This is a genomic window from Streptomyces spinoverrucosus, from assembly GCF_006539505.1.
Lineage (GTDB): Bacteria > Actinomycetota > Actinomycetes > Streptomycetales > Streptomycetaceae > Streptomyces > Streptomyces spinoverrucosus.
The window spans coordinates 1-22,540 of the sequence record NZ_BJND01000099.1 but is presented as its reverse complement, the minus strand read 5'-3'; the positions used below and the strand labels follow the sequence as shown (position 1 = coordinate 22,540).

The 22,540-nt window shown below is 69.4% G+C and carries 16 protein-coding genes and 4 pseudogenes; 13 read left to right on the top strand and 7 right to left on the bottom strand.

The annotated features are described in order from the left end of the window. Positions 1–699: 699 nt before the first annotated feature. From SSP24_RS39555 to SSP24_RS39510, 10 genes and pseudogenes are all read left to right on the top strand, one after another. Positions 700–2,478, top strand: coding sequence for an ABC transporter permease (locus tag SSP24_RS39555; protein ID WP_141315644.1), 1,779 nt, complete (start codon positions 700–702; stop codon positions 2,476–2,478). Positions 2,479–2,534: 56 nt separating this feature from the next. Next, positions 2,535–3,953: an ABC transporter ATP-binding protein gene (locus SSP24_RS39550; protein WP_141315642.1), complete on the top strand. Its 1,419-nt coding sequence runs from the start codon at positions 2,535–2,537 to the stop codon at positions 3,951–3,953. Between the two features lie 5 nt (positions 3,954–3,958). Beyond that, a complete protein-coding gene (locus SSP24_RS39545; RefSeq protein ID WP_141315641.1) occupies positions 3,959–4,642 on the top strand; it encodes an MgtC/SapB family protein in 684 nt (227 codons plus the stop codon). 181 nt (positions 4,643–4,823) lie between these two features. Continuing rightward, a complete protein-coding gene (locus SSP24_RS39540; RefSeq protein WP_141315639.1) occupies positions 4,824–5,285 on the top strand; it encodes a hypothetical protein in 462 nt (153 codons plus the stop codon). A 280-nt stretch (positions 5,286–5,565) separates the two neighbouring features. Further along, positions 5,566–5,928, top strand: coding sequence for a transglycosylase family protein (locus tag SSP24_RS39535; RefSeq protein ID WP_141315637.1), 363 nt, complete (start codon positions 5,566–5,568; stop codon positions 5,926–5,928). A gap of 666 nt (positions 5,929–6,594) precedes the next feature. Then, a complete protein-coding gene (locus SSP24_RS39530; protein ID WP_141315634.1) occupies positions 6,595–7,395 on the top strand; it encodes a serine hydrolase in 801 nt (266 codons plus the stop codon). A 1,037-nt stretch (positions 7,396–8,432) separates the two neighbouring features. Next, positions 8,433–9,680: pseudogene (gene istA / locus SSP24_RS39525) on the top strand (IS21 family transposase). Beyond that, a pseudogene (locus SSP24_RS45165) lies at positions 9,680–10,179 on the top strand (ATP-binding protein). Before istA ends, SSP24_RS45165 begins: the two co-directional pseudogenes overlap by 1 nt. Before the next feature lie 823 nt (positions 10,180–11,002). Then, positions 11,003–11,765: pseudogene (locus SSP24_RS39515) on the top strand (transposase family protein). A gap of 272 nt (positions 11,766–12,037) precedes the next feature. Continuing rightward, positions 12,038–12,316, top strand: coding sequence for a hypothetical protein (locus tag SSP24_RS39510; RefSeq protein WP_141315633.1), 279 nt, complete (start codon positions 12,038–12,040; stop codon positions 12,314–12,316). Positions 12,317–12,530: 214 nt separating this feature from the next. Here SSP24_RS39510 and SSP24_RS39505 read toward each other — a convergent pair whose 3' ends face one another. The 5 genes from SSP24_RS39505 to SSP24_RS39485 all read right to left on the bottom strand — a co-directional run bounded on the left by SSP24_RS39505 (position 12,531) and on the right by SSP24_RS39485 (position 19,184). Next, positions 12,531–12,818 (bottom strand): WhiB family transcriptional regulator, encoded by a 288-nt coding sequence (locus tag SSP24_RS39505; protein WP_141315631.1) that lies wholly within the window; start codon positions 12,816–12,818, stop codon positions 12,531–12,533. Positions 12,819–12,987: 169 nt separating this feature from the next. Then, entirely contained in the window at positions 12,988–14,088 is a 1,101-nt protein-coding gene (locus SSP24_RS39500) for a citrate synthase 2 (RefSeq protein ID WP_174864796.1), read from the bottom strand. A 173-nt stretch (positions 14,089–14,261) separates the two neighbouring features. Continuing rightward, on the bottom strand, positions 14,262–16,703 hold the full coding sequence (locus SSP24_RS39495) for a transglycosylase domain-containing protein (RefSeq protein WP_141315626.1): 2,442 nt from the start codon (positions 16,701–16,703) through the stop codon (positions 14,262–14,264). Between the two features lie 114 nt (positions 16,704–16,817). Then, positions 16,818–17,915 carry an LCP family protein gene (locus SSP24_RS39490; protein WP_141315624.1) on the bottom strand — a complete coding sequence of 366 codons (1,098 nt, stop codon included), beginning with the start codon at positions 17,913–17,915 and terminating at the stop codon, positions 16,818–16,820. 621 nt (positions 17,916–18,536) lie between these two features. Further along, the gene (locus tag SSP24_RS39485) at positions 18,537–19,184 is read right to left on the bottom strand and encodes a response regulator transcription factor (protein WP_141315622.1); all 648 of its coding nucleotides are present in this window, start codon (positions 19,182–19,184) and stop codon (positions 18,537–18,539) included. Between the two features lie 252 nt (positions 19,185–19,436). On the opposite strand from SSP24_RS39485, the gene SSP24_RS39480 reads away from it, so the two are divergent. From SSP24_RS39480 to SSP24_RS39470, 3 genes are all read left to right on the top strand, one after another. Then, positions 19,437–19,682 (top strand): hypothetical protein, encoded by a 246-nt coding sequence (locus SSP24_RS39480; RefSeq protein ID WP_141315620.1) that lies wholly within the window; start codon positions 19,437–19,439, stop codon positions 19,680–19,682. Positions 19,683–19,871: 189 nt separating this feature from the next. Continuing rightward, on the top strand, positions 19,872–20,159 hold the full coding sequence (locus SSP24_RS39475) for a hypothetical protein (protein ID WP_141315618.1): 288 nt from the start codon (positions 19,872–19,874) through the stop codon (positions 20,157–20,159). An 81-nt stretch (positions 20,160–20,240) separates the two neighbouring features. Next, positions 20,241–20,642, top strand: a complete 402-nt coding sequence (locus SSP24_RS39470; protein ID WP_141315616.1) for a roadblock/LC7 domain-containing protein — start codon at positions 20,241–20,243, stop codon at positions 20,640–20,642. 59 nt (positions 20,643–20,701) lie between these two features. Here SSP24_RS39470 and SSP24_RS43255 read toward each other — a convergent pair whose 3' ends face one another. Next, the gene (locus SSP24_RS43255; protein ID WP_167529840.1) at positions 20,702–21,172 is read right to left on the bottom strand and encodes a transposase; all 471 of its coding nucleotides are present in this window, start codon (positions 21,170–21,172) and stop codon (positions 20,702–20,704) included. A gap of 821 nt (positions 21,173–21,993) precedes the next feature. Continuing rightward, a pseudogene (locus SSP24_RS39460) lies at positions 21,994–22,458 on the bottom strand (transposase); the annotation flags it as partial. Positions 22,459–22,540 lie beyond the last annotated feature (82 nt).

Below are 22,540 nucleotides of genomic sequence, written 5' to 3'. Positions count from 1 at the left end.
AAGTGGTCCGCCTTACCGCAGCGGGTGCGGCCAGGCCGTGGGAGGTACCGGCCACCGGGACAGGCATTGTCATGCTGAGGAGTTTCATGACAACGGTGGAGAAAGACTTGGGGAAGTTCATGTCCTGCCTTCTGTGGCACACCCGCGCAGAAGTGCGTCATCGCGGGCGGATAGAGGTGTGCCGTTGGTCCGGGTTCCTTTGAAAGCTTCCATGACGGGACTTAAGGGCTTCCTGCCGCATCGTTTGACCATGGTTAAGCGGACGGCCGGATCCCTGGGATGAGGCCGGAGACAGGACTGCGTTAATCGCAGCAAGAGTCCTCCAACCCTTATTTGTGCCCAAAGGCGAAGAAGTGTCAGACTCTTCAGGCCCGGGCCTACCGCTTTCCGCACGGAGGCCGCACACATCACGAAAGGAGGCGGCCATGAGTCTGGAACCTCCCAGTAGGCACTGCCTCCTCGGCAGTTCCTGACTTCTCTCCCTGCCCCTGGGCCGCGGGTGGTGCGGGCCTCGCGCACCGGCCCCCGACGCTCCACGGGGCCGCGCCGCGGGCTCATCCGGTCCGTGAGACCGCCCGGGGCGGCGCGATCCGATTCTTTTCTCTCCACGCCGGCAGACCCGTCCTCTTCCCGCGGCGCGACATGCCGCGCAGGCCAGGGCTCGATGCGTGTCCGGCGTTGGAGCGGAGGTCTTTCGTGATGTCATTTCGCACACATGTGAAGCTGTCCCCCAAGGACACCGCCCCGGTCCCGCGTGCGGCGGTCCGCGCCGGTGTGGCCGGGCACAGGCCGCAGATGCCATGGGTCGACATGGTGGTCGCGGCAGCGGTGCTGGTGCTGCTGTACGCGACGCTGCGCGTCGGCCAGGGCACCACGGTCTCGTTCACGCCCGGTCAGGACGTGCACGTCAGCACCGATCCCGCGCGCCTGCCCTACGACGCGGCACGTTCGCTGCTGCGCATGTTCGCGGCGCTCGCCGCCTCGACTGTCTTCACCTTCGGCTACGCCTTTGCGGCCGCCAAGAGCCGTCGGCTGGAGCGGATCCTGATCCCGGCGCTGGACATCCTGCAGTCGGTGCCGGTCCTGGGGTTCCTCACCGTCGCGGTAACCGGGTTCATCGCCCTGTTCCCGGGCTCTATGCTCGGCCTGGAGTGCGCGTCGGTTTTCGCGATCTTCACCTCGCAGGCGTGGAACATGACGTTCGGCTTCTACCAGTCACTCATCTCGCTGCCGCGTGAACTCGACGAGCTGTCCCGCTCGTTCCGCTTCACCCGGTGGATGCGGTTCTGGAAGGTGGAGCTGCCTGCCGGAATGATCGGCCTGGTCTGGAACGGCATGATGAGCTTCGGCGGCGGCTGGTTCTTCCTCGTCGCGTCCGAGGCGATCAGCGTCAACAACCAGAACTACGCGCTGCCCGGTGTCGGATCCTACGCCGGTGCCGCGATCGCCGACGGCGACCTGGGCAAGGTCGGCTGGGCCGTCCTGACCATGGCGGTCATGGTGATCGGCGTGAACTTCCTCTTCTGGCGGCCGCTTGTCGCCTGGGCGGAGAAGTTCAAGAACGAGCAGTCCGAGGCGGGGCAGCGCCAGCGCTCGGTGGTGCTGGACCTGCTGCGCCGCTCCCACTGGCCCCGGATCATCGGCCGCATACTGCGCCCGGCCGGGCACGCCCTGGCCCGCGCCGGCCGTGTCTTCGGCGCCGACGACCGGCGTCTGCACGTGGACCGCACCAAGCAGCGCACCGGCGACATCGTCTTCGGTACCGTCGCAGGCGCTCTGACCCTGTGGGGTCTGGCCGACCTGGCCCGTTACCTCAACGACCGTACGGGGCTCGGGGTGTTCGGCGAGCCGCTGCTGCTCGGCCTGGTCACCCTCGCCCGGGTCGTCGTCCTCATGGTCGCGGCCACGCTGGTCTGGGTGCCGGTCGGGGTGTGGATCGGCTTCTCGCCACGGCTCACCCGGATCGCCCAGCCCCTGGTCCAGGTGCTGGCGAGCTTCCCCGCCAACTTCCTCTTCCCGCTGGCGACGTGGTTCTTCCTGAAGACGGGCCTCGACATCAACATCGGCGGCATCGTGCTGATGGCGCTCGGCGCCCAGTGGTACATCCTCTTCAACACCATCGCCGGTGCCATGGCCATCCCGGCCGATCTGCGCGAGGCCATGGACGACCTGGGCGTCACCGGCTGGCAGCGCTGGAAGCGGCTGATCATCCCAGGGATCTTCCCTGCCTACGTCACTGGCGGCATCACCGCCTCAGGGGGTGCCTGGAACGCCTCGATCGTCTCCGAGATCGTCACCTTCGGCACCACCACCCTCACCGCCACCGGCCTGGGCGCCTACATCGCCCACGCCACCGACACCGGCGACTTCCCGCACCTGATCGCCGGGGTCGCAGTGATGAGCCTGTACGTGGTCGCCCTCAACCGCCTTCTCTGGCGCCCGCTCTACCGGCTCGCCGAACACCGCTACGCCCTCTGACACACCCCCTCTGGTCCTGGTATCCCTCCCGCTGTTTCTTCCTTGGAGTTTCTGTCATGGCGCTGAGCACCCTGCACCACCTCCGCTCCGCCCGCTACGCCCGTGCCACTCTCGCCCGGCAGACCGCCAGGGGCCCGCGTCCCGCCGACGGCGAGGTGCTGCTGTCCGCCACCGGCCTGACCAAGTCCTACGCAGGCGCCGACGGCGAGCTGCCCGTGCTGTCCGGCATCGACCTCACGATCCGCGCGGGCGAAGTCGTCGCCCTGCTCGGCAAGTCCGGTTCAGGCAAGTCCACCCTGCTGCGCTGCCTGGCCGGGCTTATCCCCGCCAGCTCCGGCACCGTCACCTACAAGGACACACCGCTGACGGGGGCGAACCCCGGCACCGCCATGGTGTTCCAGAACTTCGCCCTGCTGCCCTGGCTCACGGTCCAGCAGAACGTCGAACTGGGTCTGGAAGCCAAGGGGGTACCCGCCGCCGAGCGCGCCGACGCCGCTCTGCGCGCGATCGACCTAATCGGCCTCGACGGCTTCGAGTCCGCCTACCCCAAGGAGCTCTCCGGAGGCATGCGCCAGCGCGTCGGCTTCGCCCGCGCACTCGTCGTCGAGCCGGACGTGCTGCTGATGGACGAGCCGTTCTCCGCCCTCGACGTGCTGACCGCGGAGAACCTGCGCGGCGAACTGATGGAGCTGTGGGAGTCCGGACAGTTCCCGACCCGCTCCATCGTGCTGGTCACCCACAACATCGAAGAAGCCGTCCTGATGGCCGACCGGATCGTCATCCTGGGCTCGCGCCCCTACCGCACGATCCGCGACGAGTTCGAGGTCAGCCTGGACCGCCCGCGCGAGCGTGACTCCGCCGCGTTCCAGGACCTCATCGACCGCGTCTACCGCACCATGACCGGACGGCCGAAGGACCTCCGGCCGACCGGCCACCCCGAAGCCACCGACGGCGCCGGAACGGACAAGCGCACCCCAGCCACCGCTGCGCTGCCCGCGGCCAGCGTCGACGGTCTGTCGGGGCTGGCCGAGATTGTGCTGCACCGCGGCGGCTGCTGTGACCTCGCGGACCTCGCCGACGACCTCGGCTTGGACTTCGACGACATCCTGCCGCTGGTCGACGCCCTCGACCTTCTCGGCTTCCTTGTGGTCCGCGGCGACGACCTGCTGCTCACCAGCACCGGGGCCGCCTTCGCCGCAGCCGATGTCCAGCGCTCCAAGACGCTCTTCGCCGAGGCAGCGATGAACGCGCCACTGGTGAAACTCATCACCAGCAGCCTGCGGAACAACCCTGCTGGCACCCTGCGCGCCGGATTCTTCCGCGACCTGCTCGCCCACCACTTCACCAGCGAACAGGTCACCCGCCAGCTGGAGACCGCCACCGACTGGGGCCGCTACGCCGAGCTGTACTCCTACGACGCCGAGCCGCAGGAGTACCACCTCGAAACGGGCCCCTCGACGCTGCGCAGGCGGTGAGCGCCATGAACGCCCTGACCTTCGCCGCCTGCCTGGGCGAGGCCTTGCTCGCTGGTGCCCTCATCGGCATCGAGCACCAGTGGCGCCAGCGCATGGCCGGATTGCGCACCCACACCCTGGTGGCGGCCGGCGCCGCCCTGTTCGTCCTGCTGTCGGGCTCGTTCGGCGCGGGTGACCCCAGCCGGGTCGCCGCCCAGGTCGTCTCTGGTGTCGGCTTCCTCGGCGCCGGCGTCATCATGCGCGACGGCCTCAATGTGACCGGCATCAACACTGCGGCCACCCTGTGGTGTTCGGCCGCCGCCGGCTCGCTGGCGGGGGCGGGACTGCCCGGCTATGCGCTGGCCGGCGCCGCTGCCGTGGTCGCGGTCAACACCGGACTGCGGTCCGTCGCCCGGCGTCTGGACCGCCGGCCGGGATCGGGCGACGAGGTCGCCGTCCCCTACGCCGTCGAGGCCGTCGTCGCCGCGCACGACGAGGCCCACGTGCGCGCCCTGCTCGTCAAGTTCCTGTCCGGTTCCAGCAGCCGTCTGCACGCCGTCGCCTCCACCGCCGTCCCCGAGGACGGCCAGGTCCGCCTCCGTGCCGAGATCACCGCGGAGGGTCCTGACAGCACCCCCGTCGAGACGGCACTTGCCCGCATCAGCATGGAGCCCGCGGTCGCCTTCGCCTGGTGGCGCCAGGCCTCGTAGAGACCATGTCCTGTGCCGGGCGGCCGCCCCGGGCTGGTCTGCCGGCCCGGTTTCTCCGGCCGGGCCGAGGAGGGTCCACCGGTGCCTCCGCTGATCGGCTGATGGCCGTGGCGGCGACAGCAAGGTCAACTGTGCTCGCTCCATTCACGTATCCCTTTGCGGCAGACCAGAAAGGCTTCGCATGCTGAAGAAGATCTCCCGACGATCCCGGTACACCGCGCTGGCGGGTGGCGCGTGCGCGGCGGCCGTGGGCGCCTCCCTGCTCGGCGCCGGACCGGCGCTCGCGGCTCCCGGGGCTTCGGCCCCCTCCCCGGCATACGGAACGGTCGACACCGCCGCGGCGCAGCTTCTCGTCCGCTCAACCCCTAAAGAAGTCGCCGAGAACGTGGGAGCCCTGCCGTCCCACACCAAGGCGGGACTCGAGTGCAAGATCGACAACGGGAAGGAGATCGACCGCGACGGCACCAAGTCCACCGTCTGGTACAAGCTCGACACCTCGCGCACGGATGGCAAAGAGGAGGTTGTCGGCTGGACCAGCGGCGCTTACATGAAGGTCCATGATGGCGCCGACATCCCGCAGTGCCCGGCGATGGCCGCCCAGCAGGAGGTGCCGGCCGGCGCCAAGACCACCGTCGGCGGCTGAACCACGCTCCACAGCGCCCGGCTGAGCTGCACCGACCGCCTCGCTCCACCCGGGTCCGGGCCACGCCGGCTCAGGCACGGCGCCGGCCCGGCCCGCGGTGGCCGGGCCGACGCGGTCGGTGCGCACCGGTACTCATCCGTCAGCCCCGAGGCCCAAGCGCCCCTCCGTCGATCGGAGGAGCTCGGGAGGCTGGGGCCGGCGTACGGTCAGCCGGTCTGGCGGGCCGCCGAACTCCTCAAGGCTTGGGGGAAGTCAACGTTCCTCAACCTCGGGAGTGTCCATGTTCTCTGCCTCCGCTCGCGTCTCGTTCGCCAAGAAGGCCGTCCTGGTTGCTGTCAGCGCCCTGGGAATCTCCCTGCCGGCGGCGGCCGCCGGCCAGGCGCACGCGGCGGACGCCGGCACCTGGGACCGCCTCGCCGCCTGTGAAAGCAGCGGAAACTGGGCCACCCATACCGGCAACGGCTTCCGGGGCGGCCTTCAGTTCACGGACTCGACATGGCGTGAGTTCGGCGGCACGGCCTTTGCACCCACCGCTGACCAGGCCAGCAGGGAACAGCAGATCGTCATCGCCGAGCGGGTGCTGCATGCCCAGGGATGGCACGCGTGGCCGTCCTGCTCCCAGCAGCTCGGGCTCTCCCGTTGATCTCTCCTGCCTGACAGCCGCGTCTCATACGGCGTGCGAGCAAGGGGGGCGTAGCGCCGGCGGCCGCTGGTGCGACGCCACTCGCACACCCATCCGGCCAGCAGACCATGGCAAGGGCCTGGACAATCACGTCGGGCACCATCCGGCCGTCCAGCCGCGGCCGGACCTCAGCGTCCGGAACGGCAACGGACGGCCGCACAGTGCCAGTAGCCGTCGCCGCCTGACGACCTCAAGCCGCCCGAACGCAACGATCAGACGGCGGGACGCGGCGCCACCGCCCGACTCCGCCATCGGTGGCGCATCCGACGGCCCGGCGGAAGGACCGATGGAAGGACCGATCGACCGCGCGTCGATGACCTGAAGGCCTTCCAGACTTCCCCGCACTGACCGAGAGCCGACTGAGAAAGCTCCCTCGGAGAAGGAAGAATGCCGACAAGCAAGAAAGCCTCGAAGCTGACCATGGGGATAGTGGCCCTCGCAGCCTCCGCCTCGGCTGTCGCACCCGCATACGCCGCCACTCTCCCGCAGACGCCTCCGGCCGGGCAGCCAGGGAATCCCGCACAGAGCAGGGTGGGCAGCACATTCGTCACGTGCACTTCAAACGATCCCAAGCTGGCCAAGCGCCTCTCCCGTGACATAGCGAGGAGGCTGAACGGCCGCCACAGCATGGCGTCGGTGGCGCTTTACGACGGCATGACGCACACCACCTGCACATACGACGCCCACAAGGGGTACGACTCCGCGAGTGCCGTGAAACCCATCGTCCTGGGGGCACTTCTGCTGGCCGAGGGCGGACATCTGACCCAGGAGGAGCAGACGCTCGCCAGGAAGATGGTGGTGAACTCCGACAACGCCGCCACCACCACACTGTGGAAGCAGCTGTCGGACCTCAGCGATCCACAGAAGCCCGATCCGGTCGGCATCCAGCGTTTCCTGAACGCGGCCGGGATGAAGGACACCAGGCTCGACCCCGAAGGCTCCTGGGGCCTCACCCAGATCACCGCGGCGGATCAGGCCAGACTGCTCAAGCTGTTCACCGGGGCCGACAACACGGTTCTGAGCCGTCAGGCCCGCACCTACGCCTTGGGCCTCATGCGGGACGTGCAGGACGACCAGCGGTGGGGAACTCCCGCCGGGGCCCCGAAGACATCCACCATTCACGTCAAGAACGGGTGGCTGCAGCGCTCGCAGTACGGCCCCAAGGACCCCTTCGACCGCGGCGACTGGAAGGTCAACAGCATGGGTGCGTTCACCGGCGACCACCACGACTACGGCCTCGTCGTCCTCACGGAGAACAACAGGGTGCCGACCGGTCAGCCCGCCATCTACGGCTGGTACTACGGCATCGACACCATCGAGCAGGTTGCCCGCGCCGTGCACCACGACCTGTTCCCGGCCCAGTCCCCCTCCAACGGCTATGAGCCGCCCCGGCCCAGCACCGAGGAGACGAGCTCCGCCGCCCGCTGAGCAACTCCCCGGGCGACTGTGTGAGGGCCGCACCGAAGCCGTGAACGCCTCCCCCAGAAGAGGGCCCGCCGGACGGCTGCCAGATCACGTGCGGGCTGTTCGCATCGCGAGTGGACGCACGCTGCGCTGCCCCTTCACGCTGAAGAAACTTCCCCGCGCGGCCAGAGCTTTGGCGTAGTCTCGCAATATCCGGTTCGTGATCACTCGAGGCCGAGGAGGGCGAGCGGGCGTTTGGGGTGCGGAGCGGCTCGGTGCGGCAGCGCCTACTTGGGGGCCTGCGAGGCGGAGGATCCCGATGGCGAGGTTGCGCCGGGTCGCCATGGTGCGGGGCGCGTTGCCGGTCGAAGCCGCGAGGCTCCCCGGCGAAAGTGGTGTCCCTCATGTGGTGCAGGGCCTCGACCGCCACCTGCCCGGGGGCCGGTGCGCGAGCCTCGTCCGCCTCGGCCTCGGCCTGCTCGTTCAGCCGGACCAGCACCCTCAATCTCGGCATCACCCTCTTATGGAGACGCGGCGTGAAACCAGGGCCTTGCGGGCAGCCGATGGGGACTACGCACCTGCTCGTTCGGTGTCCTGGCGGGCTCCGTGCCTCTCGAAGAACTCGGGGAGCATGCAGATGGCTTCGGCGTCGGGCCCCGGTGTGCCGTCGCTGTTCACCGGCGGACAGCCGTGGCAGGGGCGCGGGTGATGCTGCGGCGGGCGGCAGGCTCAGTCGCGACTGCACTCCCCGGCGTTGATGTCGTAGGTGTCCAGGCGGCGGCCCTCGGGCGCTCGACGGCCGAGAACCACATCCGTGCCGTCCGCGCCACTGGACTGTCGACCTCCGGCTCAGCACACCGTAATCGCCCGCGAGTTGACCTGACGTCCGCCATCCAAAGCTCGAGGCCGACTCCCGAGGGGTACCTGCCCAGCATTTCCTCGGCTGAAATCGACGAAACTGCCCCTACGTGTCGGCAACGACTCAATGTGAGACCACTTCCACCGGATGAATTGTGGCCCTCCTGGGCGGCCTGACTCGTTGGGTCAGGCCGGGAGGATGGGTGATCAGCGTGGAGGACTGGGCGGAGATCCGCCGGTTGCATCGGGCTGAGCAGATGCCGATCCGGGCGATCGCACGGAAGTTGGGGATCTCGCGGACCACGGTGCGACGTGCGGTGGCCAGCGACCGGCCGCCGGAGTACGAGCGGGCTTTGAAGGGGTCGATCATGGACGCGGTCGAGCCGAGGATCCGCGAGCTGCTCGAGGTGTGGCCGGACATGCCGGCGACCGTGGTGGCCGAGCGGATCGGCTGGCAGCGCGGGATGACCGTTCTGCGTGATCGGGTGCGTGAGCTCAGGCTCGATTACCTGCCGGCGGATCCGGCCTCCCGGACCGGTTATGAGCCCGGCGAGCTGGTGCAGTGCGATCTGTGGTTCCCGTCCGCGGAGATCCCGCTGGGGTTCGGGCAGACAGGGTGTCCGCCGGTGCTGGTGGTGGTGTCCGGTTACTCGCGGTGGATCATGGCGAGGATGCTGCCGAGCAAGACCGCGGCCGATTTGATCGCCGGGCACTGACGGCTGCTGACCGGCCTGGGAGCCGTTCCCAGGGCTCTTGTCTGGGACAACGAGGCAGCCGTGGGGTCCTGGCGGGGCGGCAGGGCGCAGCTGACGGAGGACTTCGCCGCGTTCGCGGCCTGCTCGGCATCCGCGTCATCCAGTGCCGCCCGGGCGATCCGGAGGCCAAGGGGCTGGTCGAGCGGGCCAATGGCTATCTGGAGACCAGCTTCCTGCCCGGACGGATCTTTGCCTCGCCGACCGACTTCAACATCCAGCTTGCCGACTGGCTGGTCAAGGCCAACCGGCGCATCCACCGCACCCTGCAGGCCCGTCCGGCCGACCGGATCGAGACGGACAAAGCGAGGATGCTGCCGCTGCCGCCGGTCGATCCGCCGGGCTGGTGGCGGACCTCGCTCCGGCTGCCCCGCGACCATTACGTCCGCGTCGACACCAACGACTACTCCGTCCACCCGCTGGCGATCGGCCGGCGCATCGAGGTGAAGGCCGACCTGGACCAGGTCCTGGCGTTTCTGCGAGGGCACCGAGGTCGCCCGGCATGCCCGCTGCTGGGCCCGTCACCAGTCCATCACCGACCCGACCCACGCGGCCGCCGCGAAGGCCGGCCGCGAACAGGCCCGGCAACGGCCCGTTGCTGCCGACCAACTCGAGGTCGAGCAGCGGCCCTTGGACACCTATGACCGGATCTTCGGCGTCAGCGACGGCGGCCTGTCCAGCGGTGAGGGGGTCGCCTGATGGTCGGCAAGCAGACCACCAACGGCCGCGATGTCTCCTCCGAACTGGTCCATCTCACCAAGGCGTTGAAGGCACCAGCCCTGCGGGATGCGGCCGCCCGGCTGGCCGAACGGGCCCGGGACGAGGGCTGGACGCATGAGGAGTATCTGGCCGCCTGCCTGCAGCGGGAGGTCGCCGCCCGCGACTCCCATGGCGCCGAGGGCCGCATCCGCGCGGCCCGCTTCCCCTCCCGCAAGTCGCTGGAGGACTTCGACTTCGACCACCAGCGGTCCGTCAAACGCGAGACCATGCGCATCTGGGGACGCTGGACTTCGTCGTCGGCAAGGAGAACGCGATCTTCCTGGGGCCGCCCGGCACCGGCAAGACCCACCTGGCCACCGGCCTGGGCATCCGGGCCTGCCGGGCCGGACAAGGGCGACAGCTACCGCATGCAGCCGCGACCTCGGACGGGTTCCCGCCGCCGACACCGGGGAATGACCAACATCAACTGACAGCGTGAGGTCCACTTTTCATCTGGTGTCCACACCCACGATTCAGCCGTTACCGACACCTACGGATGCCCGAAGTCCTCTCCTCTACTTCCCGTTGCGCCCCTACCGTCCCCCAGGGGGAGATGATCGGGGCGTGCACTCCGCAGGCGGAGTCTCACGCCCCTTGTGCGCATGAGGACAAGGAGAAGGAATGTTCACCACAAATCCCGAGTGGCTCCCGAAATACCTCCCTGAGGGAAGCTTCCCCGACGGCGTCCTCAACTGCTTCAAGGAGGCCGATGGACAGTGGCTGAACCTGTACGCCGGGTACCTGGCCCAGCAGACCAGCGGCGAGTTTGAATGTGTGCAAGCTCATCAAGAGCGCCCAGCGGCTCACCTATGACCAGATCGTGGAGGTGTCGCAATACCTCGAGATCCAGAATCTGGACAGTTCGTGCAGGACCACCGGTTCGCACGAGAGGTCCTGACGGGCGAGGCGATCAAAGCCACGAAGGATGCCGAGGCGCAGCGTTCGCTGCTCAAGTGGGCCCAGAAGTCCGATCCGGAAGGTAGGTGGTACCAGTTCAAGAAGAACGAACTACTGGGTGGAAGGGCCGCAGCACTGCCCGATCCAGTCCCGCCTCGGGAACAGAGTTCGTCAGTTCGGGGGTACGGCTTGCGAAGGGCGAGGACGTGCTCGGTACAACCACCGTGCGGTGGAAGTGGGACGGCAGACGCGACAGTGAGCCTTTTCCAACCTGCGTCGTTAGCTTGTCAGTTGGTCTGACAGCGTGGTGAAGTCCCTGGTAGACGGGTTTCGACCAAGAGAACCGTGTCCACCAGAGGCTTCGCGTGATTGTCTACCTGTCCGGAGTCGATGTGTCCAGCTCTGCCCTTCGCTTCCTGTCCGCCTGTCTGCGGCAATATCGCCGTGTTCTCGGCACCCGGTGGCGGCGGCTGAACGGGGGACGACAGGCTCTGCTCACGCTCGCCCACCTCCGCAGCGGCCAGCCCTACGCCCAGCTCGCGGCCGGGTTCGGCGTCGGAACCACCACCGTCTACCGCTACGTCACCGAGGCCGTCGAGCTTCTGGCGGCCCTCGCCCCCACGCTCGCCGAAGCCGTACGGACCGCGTCGACGAAGGCGTATCTGCTCCTGGACGGGACGCTTCTGCCGATCGGCCGGATCGCCGCCGACCGGCCCTTCTACTCGGGAATCACAAGAAGCACGGCATGAACGTGCAGGTCATCGCCGACCCAGGCGGCCGTCTTCTGTGGGCTTCACCAGCCCTGGCCGGAGCCATCCACGACGTGCGGGCCGCACGCGAGCACGGCATCATCGACGCCCTCACCGAGGCCGGCATCGACTGCTGGGCGGACAAGGGCTACCAGGGCGCGGGCGGCACCGTCCGTCACCCGTACCGCGGCCGATGGGACAAGCTGTCCGCCGGCAACAGGCCGTCAACCAGTCCCAAGCGAAGATCCGCGCCCTGGTCGAGCAGGCCATCGCCACCCTCAAGTCCTGGCGACTCCTCCGCAAACTCCGCTGCTCGACGACCCGGATCACGAGCCTCGCCCAAGCTGTCCTCACCCTTCATCTGGCCAGCTCAGACTGAAGATGGAAAGGGCTCAGTATCGTGATCACCGACCTTCCGGAGCAGAACATCGAAGAATCCGAGCCTCCGGAGCAGTACGAGGAGATGATGTGCTGGGCGGCCGGTGGTTCCGGGCGCCGGACGTCGTCTGCGGCCTGCAGAACGATGTCCTGCGGCAGGAGAACGACGGCAGGGTGACCATTCCTGGTACCGCAGCCGCCGAACTGGCTGACGCTGCACGTCCACTTCTGGAACAGGCACCAAGCTGACTGTTACGCCAAGTACAGGAGCTGATGGGGCAGCACTTCAGCGATGCCGACCTCGCCGTCATTACGGTGGGCGCCGACACGTACAGCAGCCTCTCCGGCCTCATGCGGGACACAGCTCTCTTCGCCTTCGAGCCCATATGGACGACGTCGCGGGTGTTATGCAGGCTGCAGCCCGGACTGGACCTGGACGACACGAAGAAGCGCGAACGCAGCCTCAAGGCGGCGTACTACGACCGCATGTCGGGCTCACAGCACCTCGCCGATGACTGGCCCGAACTGGACAGCGTCCCTGAACCGAGCTGAGTGTCCGAAAGGTGATGGGGCCGAGCCCGGCTCGCGGGGGTTTCTCGGGATCGGGTCACCACGGTCTGCCCACTACGTGGCCAAGGTCGGCGAGGTCCTGGCTTCCCTGCACGGGACTTCACCGATGCCGCCCCAGTGACGAAGGCTGGCCCGCTCAGCCGCTGTCACGCCAGGCACGCGGTCGTCGCCGCGTTTCCCGCCCGGACCGACCGGATCAGGTGCGCACTCGCCGCTTCGACGTGCCCTTGCGCGGCACGTTGACCGCACGCCTGCGCTGCGTCTCCGTCTCCCCGCCCCAGATGCCCCGCTCCCGCTGATCCCGGCCATGGGCGCGGCAGGCGTCGCGTACCGGGCACGGACCGCAGATCGCCTCGGCGAGCTGCTTGGTCGTGGAGTCGCTCCAGTGGGGGAAGAACAGGTCGGGATCGATGCGGTGGGACGCGCACGGAAGCGGCGGCAGGCTGCTGTCGTGCACGAAGTCCGGGACGCGGAGTGTGGTCATGACGGGCTGTGACTTTCTTCAGGCTTGCAGAGACAGGGAGGGAACCACTGCCCCATCATTCCGATTTGTTCATTTTTCTTCCGTCTCGTCGAGGAAGCCCATCGTGCAGAGTCACCTGCCCTAACGGGCAGCACGGCTACGGGCGTACCGGCCGCGGCCAGGGGCCGGGTCAGCAGGCGCTGTTCCGGTAGCCCTCGATCTGGCGCGGGTCGCGTCCGCCCGGGCCGACGTAGCGGGCGGACGGGCGCACCAGGCGCCCGGTGCGCTTCTGCTCCAGGATGTGCGCCGACCAGCCGGCCGTACGGGCGCAGGTGAACATCGACGTGAACATGTGCGCCGGGACCTCGGCGAAGTCCAGCACGATCGCCGCCCAGAACTCGACGTTGGTCGCGAGGACCCGGTCCGGGCGCCGGTTGTGCAGCTCCTCCAGCGCGGCCTTCTCCAGCGCCTGGGCCACCTCGAAGCGCGGTGCGCCCAGCTCCTTCGCCGTGCGCCGCAGCACACGGGCGCGCGGGTCCTCGGCCCGGTACACGCGGTGGCCGAAGCCCATCAGCCGCTCGCCGTTGTCCAGGGCCTGCTTGACGTACGCCGTCGCGTCGCCCGTCCGCTCGGTCTCCTCGATCATGCCGAGGACCCGGGACGGGGCGCCGCCGTGCAGCGGACCGGACATCGCGCCGACCGCCCCGGAGAGCGCCGCCGCCACGTCGGCGCCGGTCGAGGCGATGACGCGGGCGGTGAAGGTGGAGGCGTTCATGCCGTGCTCGGCGGCCGACGTCCAGTACGCGTCGATGGCCTTGACGTGCTTCGGGTCCACCTCGCCGCGCCAGCGGATCATGAAGCGTTCGACGACCGACTCGGCCTTGTCGATCTCGCGCTGCGGCACCATCGGCAGCCCCTGCCCGCGGGCGCTCTGTGCCACGTACGACAGCGCCGTCACGGCGGCCCGGGCGAGGTCCTCGCGGGCCTGCGCCTCGTCGATGTCGAGGAGCGGTTTCAGGCCCCACACGGGCGCGAGCATCGCGAGCGCCGACTGGACGTCGACGCGGACGTCACCGGAGTGGACCGGGATCGGGAACGGCTCCGCGGCCGGCAGACCGGGGTCGAACGCCCCGTCGACCAGCAGCCCCCACACGTTCCCGAACGGGACCTGGCCGACGAGATCCTCGATGTCGACGCCTCGGTAGCGCAGCGCGCCGCCCTCCTTGTCAGGCTCGGCGATCTCTGTCAAGAACGCGACGACTCCCTCAAGTCCGGGTTCGACGTAGGGCATCAGGCGGCTCCTCATGATGAGTGCGGGAGGGCCCGTCGCCGGGCCGCGGCCGGGCGGCGCTTCACAGCCCGTTCACCGTATGGGCGGGCGCGAGGGATCGGGGACCCGCCTATAGGCGGACCGGGCGCAGGAGCGGGGACTGGCCGATCGGAGGGGGCAGCGTCCCGCGGCCGCTATTGCGGCGGCCAGTCCTGCGGTCCGCGTGGTCCGCCCCATCCGCCGTCATCCGTTCCGGGACCGTTTGTTCCGCCACCGTGCGCTCCGCCGCTGCCCTTTCCGCCGTCCGCGCCGCCGTCGGTGCCGCCGTCCGTTCCGCCACCGGTGGTGTCCCCGCCGGTGCCGCCGTCCGTTCCACCGCCGCTGGTGTCCCCGCCGGTACCACCGTCCGTTCCACCGCCGCTGGTGTCCCCGCCGGTACCACCGCCGGTGGTGCCGTTGTCACCGCCTCCGCCGGTGGTGCCGTTGCCGGGGTCGTCGTCCGTTCCGCCGGAGGCGTCGGTGCCCGGCTCCGCCGGAGTCCGGGGCGGCGCGGACTGGCCGCTCGGGGTGCTGGCGTCCCGCTCCGGTGCGGGGGCGGACGGCTCGGCGGATGCGTGCCGCAGGTCGAGGTCGAAGTCCTGCACCGGGACGCCCTTGAGCACGCCGGAGGTGTACTGCTGCCAGATCCGTGCCGGGAATCCGCCGCCGCCCATCCGCTTCTGCCCCAACGCCCCGTACAGGGGGGTGTGCGCCCCGGTGTCGGGGTCCTGGCCCAGTACGGCGACGACGGTGGCGAGTTCGGGGGTGTAGCCGGCGAACCAGGCGGCCTTGTCGTCCTCCGCGGTGCCGGTCTTGCCGGCCGCCTCGCGGCCGGGGAGCGCGGCCGCCTCGCCCGAGCCGTTGTCCACGACGCTCCTGAGGACCTGGGTGGTGGTGTCCGCCGCCACACGGCTGACGGCGTGGGTGGTTTCCCGCTCCGGCGGCGTGAGGTCCTGACCGCCCTTGGTGACCTTCTCGACCAGCGTGTACGGCTGGTGCCGGCCGTGGTTGGCGAGGGTGGTGTAGACGTCGGCCATGTCCAGGACGCTGGCGGTGGCGACGCCGAGCGCGATGGAGGGCGAAGCGGTCAGGTCCGGGGTGTCCTCCGGGACGCCGAGCGCGACGGCGGTGTGTTTCACCTTGGCGGGTCCGACGTCCTGGGCCATCTGCGCGTAGACGGAGTTGACCGACTTGTCGGTGGCGGTGGTGACGGTGATGGGCCCGTAGGAGACCTGGTCCTGGTTCTCGGGCGCGTAGCCGGTGGGGCCGTCGGGGCCGCGGACCATGTGCTTGTTGTCGCCGTCGTAGACGGTGGACGGCGTGATGACAGCGCCGTTTTGGGTGGTGGAGTCGTTGTCGACGGCGGAGGTGAACACGAGCGGCTTGAAGGTGGAGCCGACCTGGTAGTCGCGGCGGGTGGCGCTGTTGACGTACTGCTTGGTGTAGTCGGTGCCGCCGTACATGGCGACGACGTCGCCGGACTTCACATCGACGGAGACGGCACCGGCGCGCACCGTGCGGTCCTGCACGCGCTTGCCGGGATCGGCCTTGGACGTCAGCTGGTCGTCGACGGCTTTGACGAGGGCGTCCTGACGCTCCTTCACGAAGGTCGTGGTGATCCGGTAGCCGCCGGCCGCCAGCGTCTTCTCGTCGATGATGCCGTGGCTGGTCAGGTAGTCGTTGACGGCCTCGACGAGGTAGCCGCGCTGCCCGGACAGTCCGCTGGCGGCCTTGGGCGGGATCGGCTCGGGGAACGTCATGGCCGCGCGCTGGGCGGGGGTGAGCCACTTCTGCTTCACCATGCCGTCAAGGACGTAGTTCCAGCGCGCCACCGCCCGGGGCCGGTTCTCCGGGTGGGTGACGACGTCGTAGAGGCTGGGCGCGTTGAGCAGCGACGCGAGGTAGGCGCCTTGGGCTGTGTCGAGGGATTCGGCGTTCGTGCCGTAGTAGGCCTGGGCCGCGGCCTGGATGCCGTAGGCGTTGCGTCCGAAGTAGGAGGTGTTGAGGTAGCCCGTGAGGATGTCGTCCTTGCTGGTCTGCTGCTCCAGCTTGATCGCGATGAACAGTTCCTTGGCCTTGCGGGTCAGGGTCTGCTCCTGGCCCAGGTAGTAGTTCTTCACGTACTGCTGGGTGATGGTCGAGCCGGACTGCTTCCCCTTGCCGGTGAGGGTGTTCCATGCGGCACGGGCCATCGCCGAGGGATCCACCGCCGACTCCGTGTAGAAGTCGCGGTTCTCGGCGGCGAGCACCGCTTCCTGAACGCCTTTGGGTATGTGCGTGAGTGCGGTGTTCTGCCGGTTCGTCTCGCCCTTGCGGGCCAGCACGGAGCCGTCGGCGTACAGGTAGACGTTGTTCTGCGCGGTGGCGGCGGCGTTGGCTGCGGGGATGTCGACCAGGACGTAGCCGGCGCCGAAGGCTCCCATGAGCAGCAGGAGGAACAGCAGGGCCGAGCCGAGCGCGATGCGCCAGGTGGGCAGCAGGCGCCGCCAGCCCGTCCGTTCGGTGCGGGCCTTTGTGCCGCGCCGCGCGCCTGCCCTTGTGCGCCCCGTTGCGGGCATCGCGGAGGTCGGGGACTGCTCCCGGTCGAATGGCCGCATGCCGGAATCCACTCCTGCTCTGTGCACTGCGCCTCTTGCCGAACCCAACCATTTCGGGTGCTGTCCGGGAGCTGTGCGAACCCTGCCGGACGGCAAAATCCGCTTACGCCCACGTCAGTTGCCGTCCGGGGCGGAGACGCTGTCCGCGTCGACGGGCTCGTCGCGGGCGAGGGCCGTGAACAACTTCTGCGCCTGCGGCTTCTTCCAGATGACGTTCGCCTGGTCGGAAGGCTCGACGGTCGAGCGGGGGACGTTGGGCACGGTGACGAACGTCAGCTGGTCGCGGGGCACCGACTTCAGGTCCTTCGCCAGGTCGGTCAGCTTGCTCAGGCTGCCCAGCTGGGTATCGGTCGTGAGGGACTTGGTCGCCGCGTCGAGGAACGCGTACAGCGCGGCAGGATCGAACAGCTTGCTGCGGGCCTTGTCGGCAAGAGCCTGAAGGAACTCCTGCTGTCGTCCGATGCGGCCGATGTCGCTGCCGTCACCGAGGCTGTAGCGGGCCCGTACGTAGGCGAGCGCATCCTCGTCCTTGATGGTCTGGCAGCCGGCCGGGAGGTCCAGGTGGGCTTTCGTATCCTTGACCGGCTCCTCCAGGCACATCTTTACGCCGCCGAGGGCGTTGACCATGTCCTTGAACCCGGCGAAGTTGACCTCCACGAAGTGGTCGATGCGCAGCCCCGTGTTGTGCTCGAGCGTCCTGATCGTGCAGGCCGCTCCCCCGGCCACGCCGCCGTCTGCGCTGCCGAGGGCGAAGGCCTCGTTGATCTTGAAGGAGTGGGGCTTGGACCTCTCGCCGTCGCCCAGGTCGCAGGAGGGGATCTCGACCCAGGAGTCACGGGGGACGGAGACCACGGTCGCCCGCTTCCGGTCGGCCGACAGGTGCAGCACCATGAGCGTGTCCGACTGGGCCGACGTCAGGCCCGTGCCGTACTGGCCGTCCAGTCCCTTGCGGCTGTCCGATCCGATCAGCGCGATGTTCAGCGCCTTCGTCGAGACGGCAGGCGGGCGGTCGTCGCCGACGAGCCCGGAGATGTCAGCGGTGGTGAGGTTGCCGTTGAGCTTGTAGTACGCCCACACGGCGCTGCCCGCGCCGGTGACCGCGGCCACCACCAGCAGACCGACCACCAGGCGCAACGCCCGCCGGCGCCCGGAACGCCGAGGCCTGCCGCTTCGGCGGGACGTGCGGGCGGCCCTGTGACGGCCTGCGCTCATGGGTGGCTGCTTCCTCTCGTGTCCTGGTCACGGGCTGCCCCGAATGACGCGCGCCCCGGTGCCCACCGCAAGGCCGGCGCACGGAACTGCGCGGCGTCGACGACGCGCACGGATACGGCGGGTGGCAGTGGTGGGGCATGGCGAGCGGGACGGTCGCCGCCCGGCGGCCACTGGTAGAGGCCGGTGGCCAGTGTCGCTGCACCGTGTGCTGTCGCGGTGCTAAACGCCGGACAGCAGAAGGCTGGCGGCCGGAAGGGCCAGCAGGCAGGGACAAGAGGGCTGCCCAGTCGCCTGCCCCAGGTGAGCGTCACTTCCGACGGACAGCACAACCGGCCCGGGTCCGCGCCGACGGTGCCCGCGTCGTCGGAGCGGATCACGATGCCGGCGGCCGCCATGCCCGGTCCTGCCGGGCGGCCCGCAGCCCAGGGCGAGCCGAGACTCCCAGGCGGCGCGGCGCTGCCGCTGTCACGACGGCCCCGATGACCTGGCCGACGCAGCCATCGGCACGGGCACAGAACCGTCTCACGCGCAGGTTCCACTGCGCAGGCCATGCCCGTGCGGTCACTCACGGTGGCGGCGGCCTACGTCAGCCCCCCTCCGCCCCGTCGGGCTCAGCCCCGCTCACTCCACCAGGCCCCGGCGCATGCCCTCGGCGACCGCCGCCGCCCGGTCCGACACGCCGAGCTTCTCGTAGAGCCGGGCGGTGTGGGACTTAACGGTACTCACGCCGAGGTAGAGCTCCGCGGCGATCTGCGGGACGCTCAGGCCACGGGCGAACCCGCGCAGCACCTGGTGTTCGCGTTCGCTCAGGATCGGTGCGCTGTGTGCGGCGCGCAGCCGGATCTCGCCCGCCAGGTCGCCTGCCAGTTCCGGGGGGATCACCGTCAGCCCCTTGGCAACCTTCAGGACCGCCTGCACGATGTCCGAACGGCTCGCATCCTTGGGCAGATAGCCGGCCGCGCCTTCCTCGATCGCCTTGAACACGACCCCGCTGTCGGTCACGGCGGACAGCAGGATCACGCGTGTGGAGAGCTTGTCGCGGGTGACGGCATGGACGATGGCCACCCCGTCCAGACCTGGCATCCGGTAGTCGACCACGGCGACGTTCGGGACATGCTCGCTGATCGCCTCCCACGCGGCCGTGCCGTCCCCGGCCTCGGCGACCACGTCGATCTGGCCGCTGAGGGCGAGGCCCCGGGCGATCCCTTCACGGTAGATCGGGTGGTCGTCGGCCACGACGACCGTGACCTTCCTGCCTTGCGTCGACATCCGCGCTTCACCGTCTCCTTCGCGCACGCCATGCGGCGGGCACCCTGAGAGATTCATCCCCTTTGCCCATTCAGGATAGGTCGACACCACGAGGCCGGCCGGGCCGGCGCGGACCGCGTGCGACCTGCGCCGCAAGACCGTGCCCGCGCGGGACCGGACTACCCGACCGGCTGCCCGGCCGCGCCTTCACGGCACGCCCAGGGCCCCCGACACTGATCGGGCCCTTACACAGGCCGACCACGAGAGACCGCCATGCCCCATCACCACACCACCCGCCTGGAGATGCCCACGCCGATCTACGCGTCGCTGGTCGCCGACTGGCAGGCCTTCGGCCGACACACCCCCGAAGGGTCGGGGCCGCAGCCCGTGCCCGTCCCGGCGCCGTTCCCACCGCCGCTCACCGTCCCCTACCCGGCTTACGGCACACCCGCAGCCCACACACCCGTCCACAGCACGCCCGCAGCCCACCTGCCGTTCTACGGCACGCCGCGGGGCTGACCCGGGCCAACCGGCCCCGGCCCCGGGACTGCGGTGCCGGGGCGCCGGGGCCGGAGCCCCGCGGGGCTGATCGGGGGATGCAGAACTCCCCCACGTACTCCCCCGGCGGGCCCCCGCCCACCGGGCGGGGGCCTTGATCTCATGGGATCCGGGGGCACCACACCCTGGTCACGTACCGAAGGCGAACCCATGAGCACCCTCACCACCAGCACCGAGCCCGTCGCAGGCCGCTGCGCGTCCGCCTGCCCGGCCTGCGGCCACGACAAGTGCCCGCACGCGGCGATCGGCATGGTCCGCTTGATGCGCCAGGCGCGCGCCGACCTCGCCCGGCCGGCAGACGCTCGGCGTCAGGCGGCCCGGCCGCACAGCCACGAGCCGCAGCAGCCCCGGCTGGGCCGCCTTGCCGAATGCCTGCGCCGCCTGGGACGGCCGACCCCGCGCCCAGGCCGGCCGTGGATCCCGCAGCGGTGCACGTAAAAGGAGGGATCCCCCATGCCCTGGGCCGACATCCGGCAGACCACCCCCACAACGCCGCCTCCGCCTTCGGACAGTCTCACCATGACCGATCTGCAGCAACTCCTCGACGACTGTGCCGAGCGCGTCAGCGGCATCGTGCACATCGCCGTTGTCTCCGGCGACGGCCTGCCCCATATGCTCTCCAGCGGCCTCTCCCGCGACCACGCAGACCAGCTCGCCGCCCTCGGCTCGGGACTGGCATCCCTGGCCGACGGCGCCGCCTGCGTCCTGTCCGGCGGGCCGGTCACCCAGCTGCTGATCGACATGGACGACGGCTTCCTGCTACTCGTGCCCACGGGCAGCGGTCACACCCTCGCCGTGCTGACCAAGCCGGACTGCGACATCGGTGCCATCGGCTACGAGGCGGTGCTCCTGGCCGACGCAGCACGCACCGCCCTTAACGGACCCGGGGAGGAGCGGCGGCGGCCGTCCACGGCTGCGTGAGCCCCGGCGACGGCGCCGGGCGACCACATGAACGCGCCGCACCACGACACAAGCCCAGCCTAATCCGCCCCAGGGAACGGCGTCAGGGCGGCGGCCCGTGACCGGTAAGGCCACGTCCCAAGGCACCCGGGCACCGTGCTCGCCACCGCTGCGAGGACATCCCGCGCCTGCTGGAGAAACGCTGGGCCCGGGTCCCGGCAGATGTTTTCGGCTCCGGGATGGCCCTTGACCCAGGCAGCGAACGTTTCGGAGGTGCGATCGGGCAGCACGTCCACGACCCGGCCGGCCTCGACGTCGACCAGCACTGTGCCGCAGGTGCAGCCCTTGCGGAAGGCGAACTCATCCACCCTCAGCACCCGCGGCGCACGGGTCCGACACCCTCGGCGCCGCAGCCTGAGCAGCCTGGTCTTGCGCGCGGCCAGCTGCAGGCGGCGGCACAACCGCGCGGCCGGACGTCCACCCAGCTCGATCGCGATCGACCTCAGCCAGCCTGTCAGTCCGGTGCTGGAGCGGCGGTACCGCTCGGACAATCCCGGCACCTGCTCGACAAACGTCTTGCGGAAACAACTCTTCCGGTCACAGAAGTACCGGCACACCCGCAGCCGGACTATGACCCGGCGAGAGCCCAACGGTATTTCATTCAGGGTGTGTTGGTAGGAGCTGAGCTGTATATGCGGCTCGCCTGTGTCCGACAGTCCGGGCACCGGCCCGGGCGAGCGGTGGACACCGCCCTCCGACCACAAGGACGTCGGAGCAGTCGCTGACGCGCTCCACTCGCACATCGATCCCGGGAAACAGCACAGCCTCGACCGTCTTGCTCGCCATGGCCGGAAACACTCTGCCGAAACGATCCCTCGTTCCCCTCGCTGACCTGGCGATTCACGGAACTGCGGACAGAGCCAATTTCGACCATCCTCATCAGAGGAGACCAGAATGGTCCTTGCCATGTGGGTCCGCCGGAGGCGCGGCGGGCGATTCTGGGGGCGCAGGTCGCGCGCACGTGGTAAATCGCTCCCGGCAGGGCGGGCAGGGCCCGGTTCGTCTGGCCGGTTTACGCCGCGACAGTCAACCAGTGGACAGCTCCGCCGGACTGATGGACAAGCACGACAACGAAGCTCCGGGCACGCCGGAAAGGTTGCTCTTGCCTGGCAACCCACCTACCCGGAGAGCCTCACTGTTCCGTCAACCCAACCCGGCGTGGCCCGCAAACAAGTTGGAGAGGCCTCACGCCTGCGCCTCTGTGACGGGCTTGCCCGTCTTGCCGCCCCTCCCGGATGAGTCTCCGGTCGATTACCCCCCAAAGACCTGCATGACGGCCAGCACTTCCATAGCCGCTCTCACTGCCGGACTCAGGCCGGTCGCGGAAGGCGGTGACCTGCTCGTCCAGGTGCCGGGCCATGGCCGAGACCTGCGACTTCGACAGCTGGGTGACGCCGAAAGACTCGGCGAGTTTCTCGACACGGCGGGTGGAGACGCCCAACAAGTAGGCGGTGGCCACCACCGAGATGAGGGCCTGCTCGGCCCGCCGTCGGCGTTCGAGGAGCCAGTGCGGGAAGTAGCTCCCGGATCTGAGCTTGGGGATGGCGAGTTCGACGGTGCCGGCCCGTGTGTCCCACTCGCGGGGGCGATAGCCGTTGCGGTGGTTGACTCTCTCGTCGCTGACCTGCCCGTATTCGGCGTTGCAGAGGGCGTCTGCCTCTGCGGACATGAGCGCGTCGGCGAACGTCTTGACCATCGCGCGCAGCAGACCGGGACTCGCCGCGGCGAGGTTGTCTTCTGCGAGGGCGTGCAGGGGCAGACTGTCTGGTGCGGTCATCGTGCTGATCTCCTTCGAGCCTTCGACAACTCGAAGATCAGCCGGTGGCCGTTCTTGTATCCGGGCACTGAGCTCTTTCAGC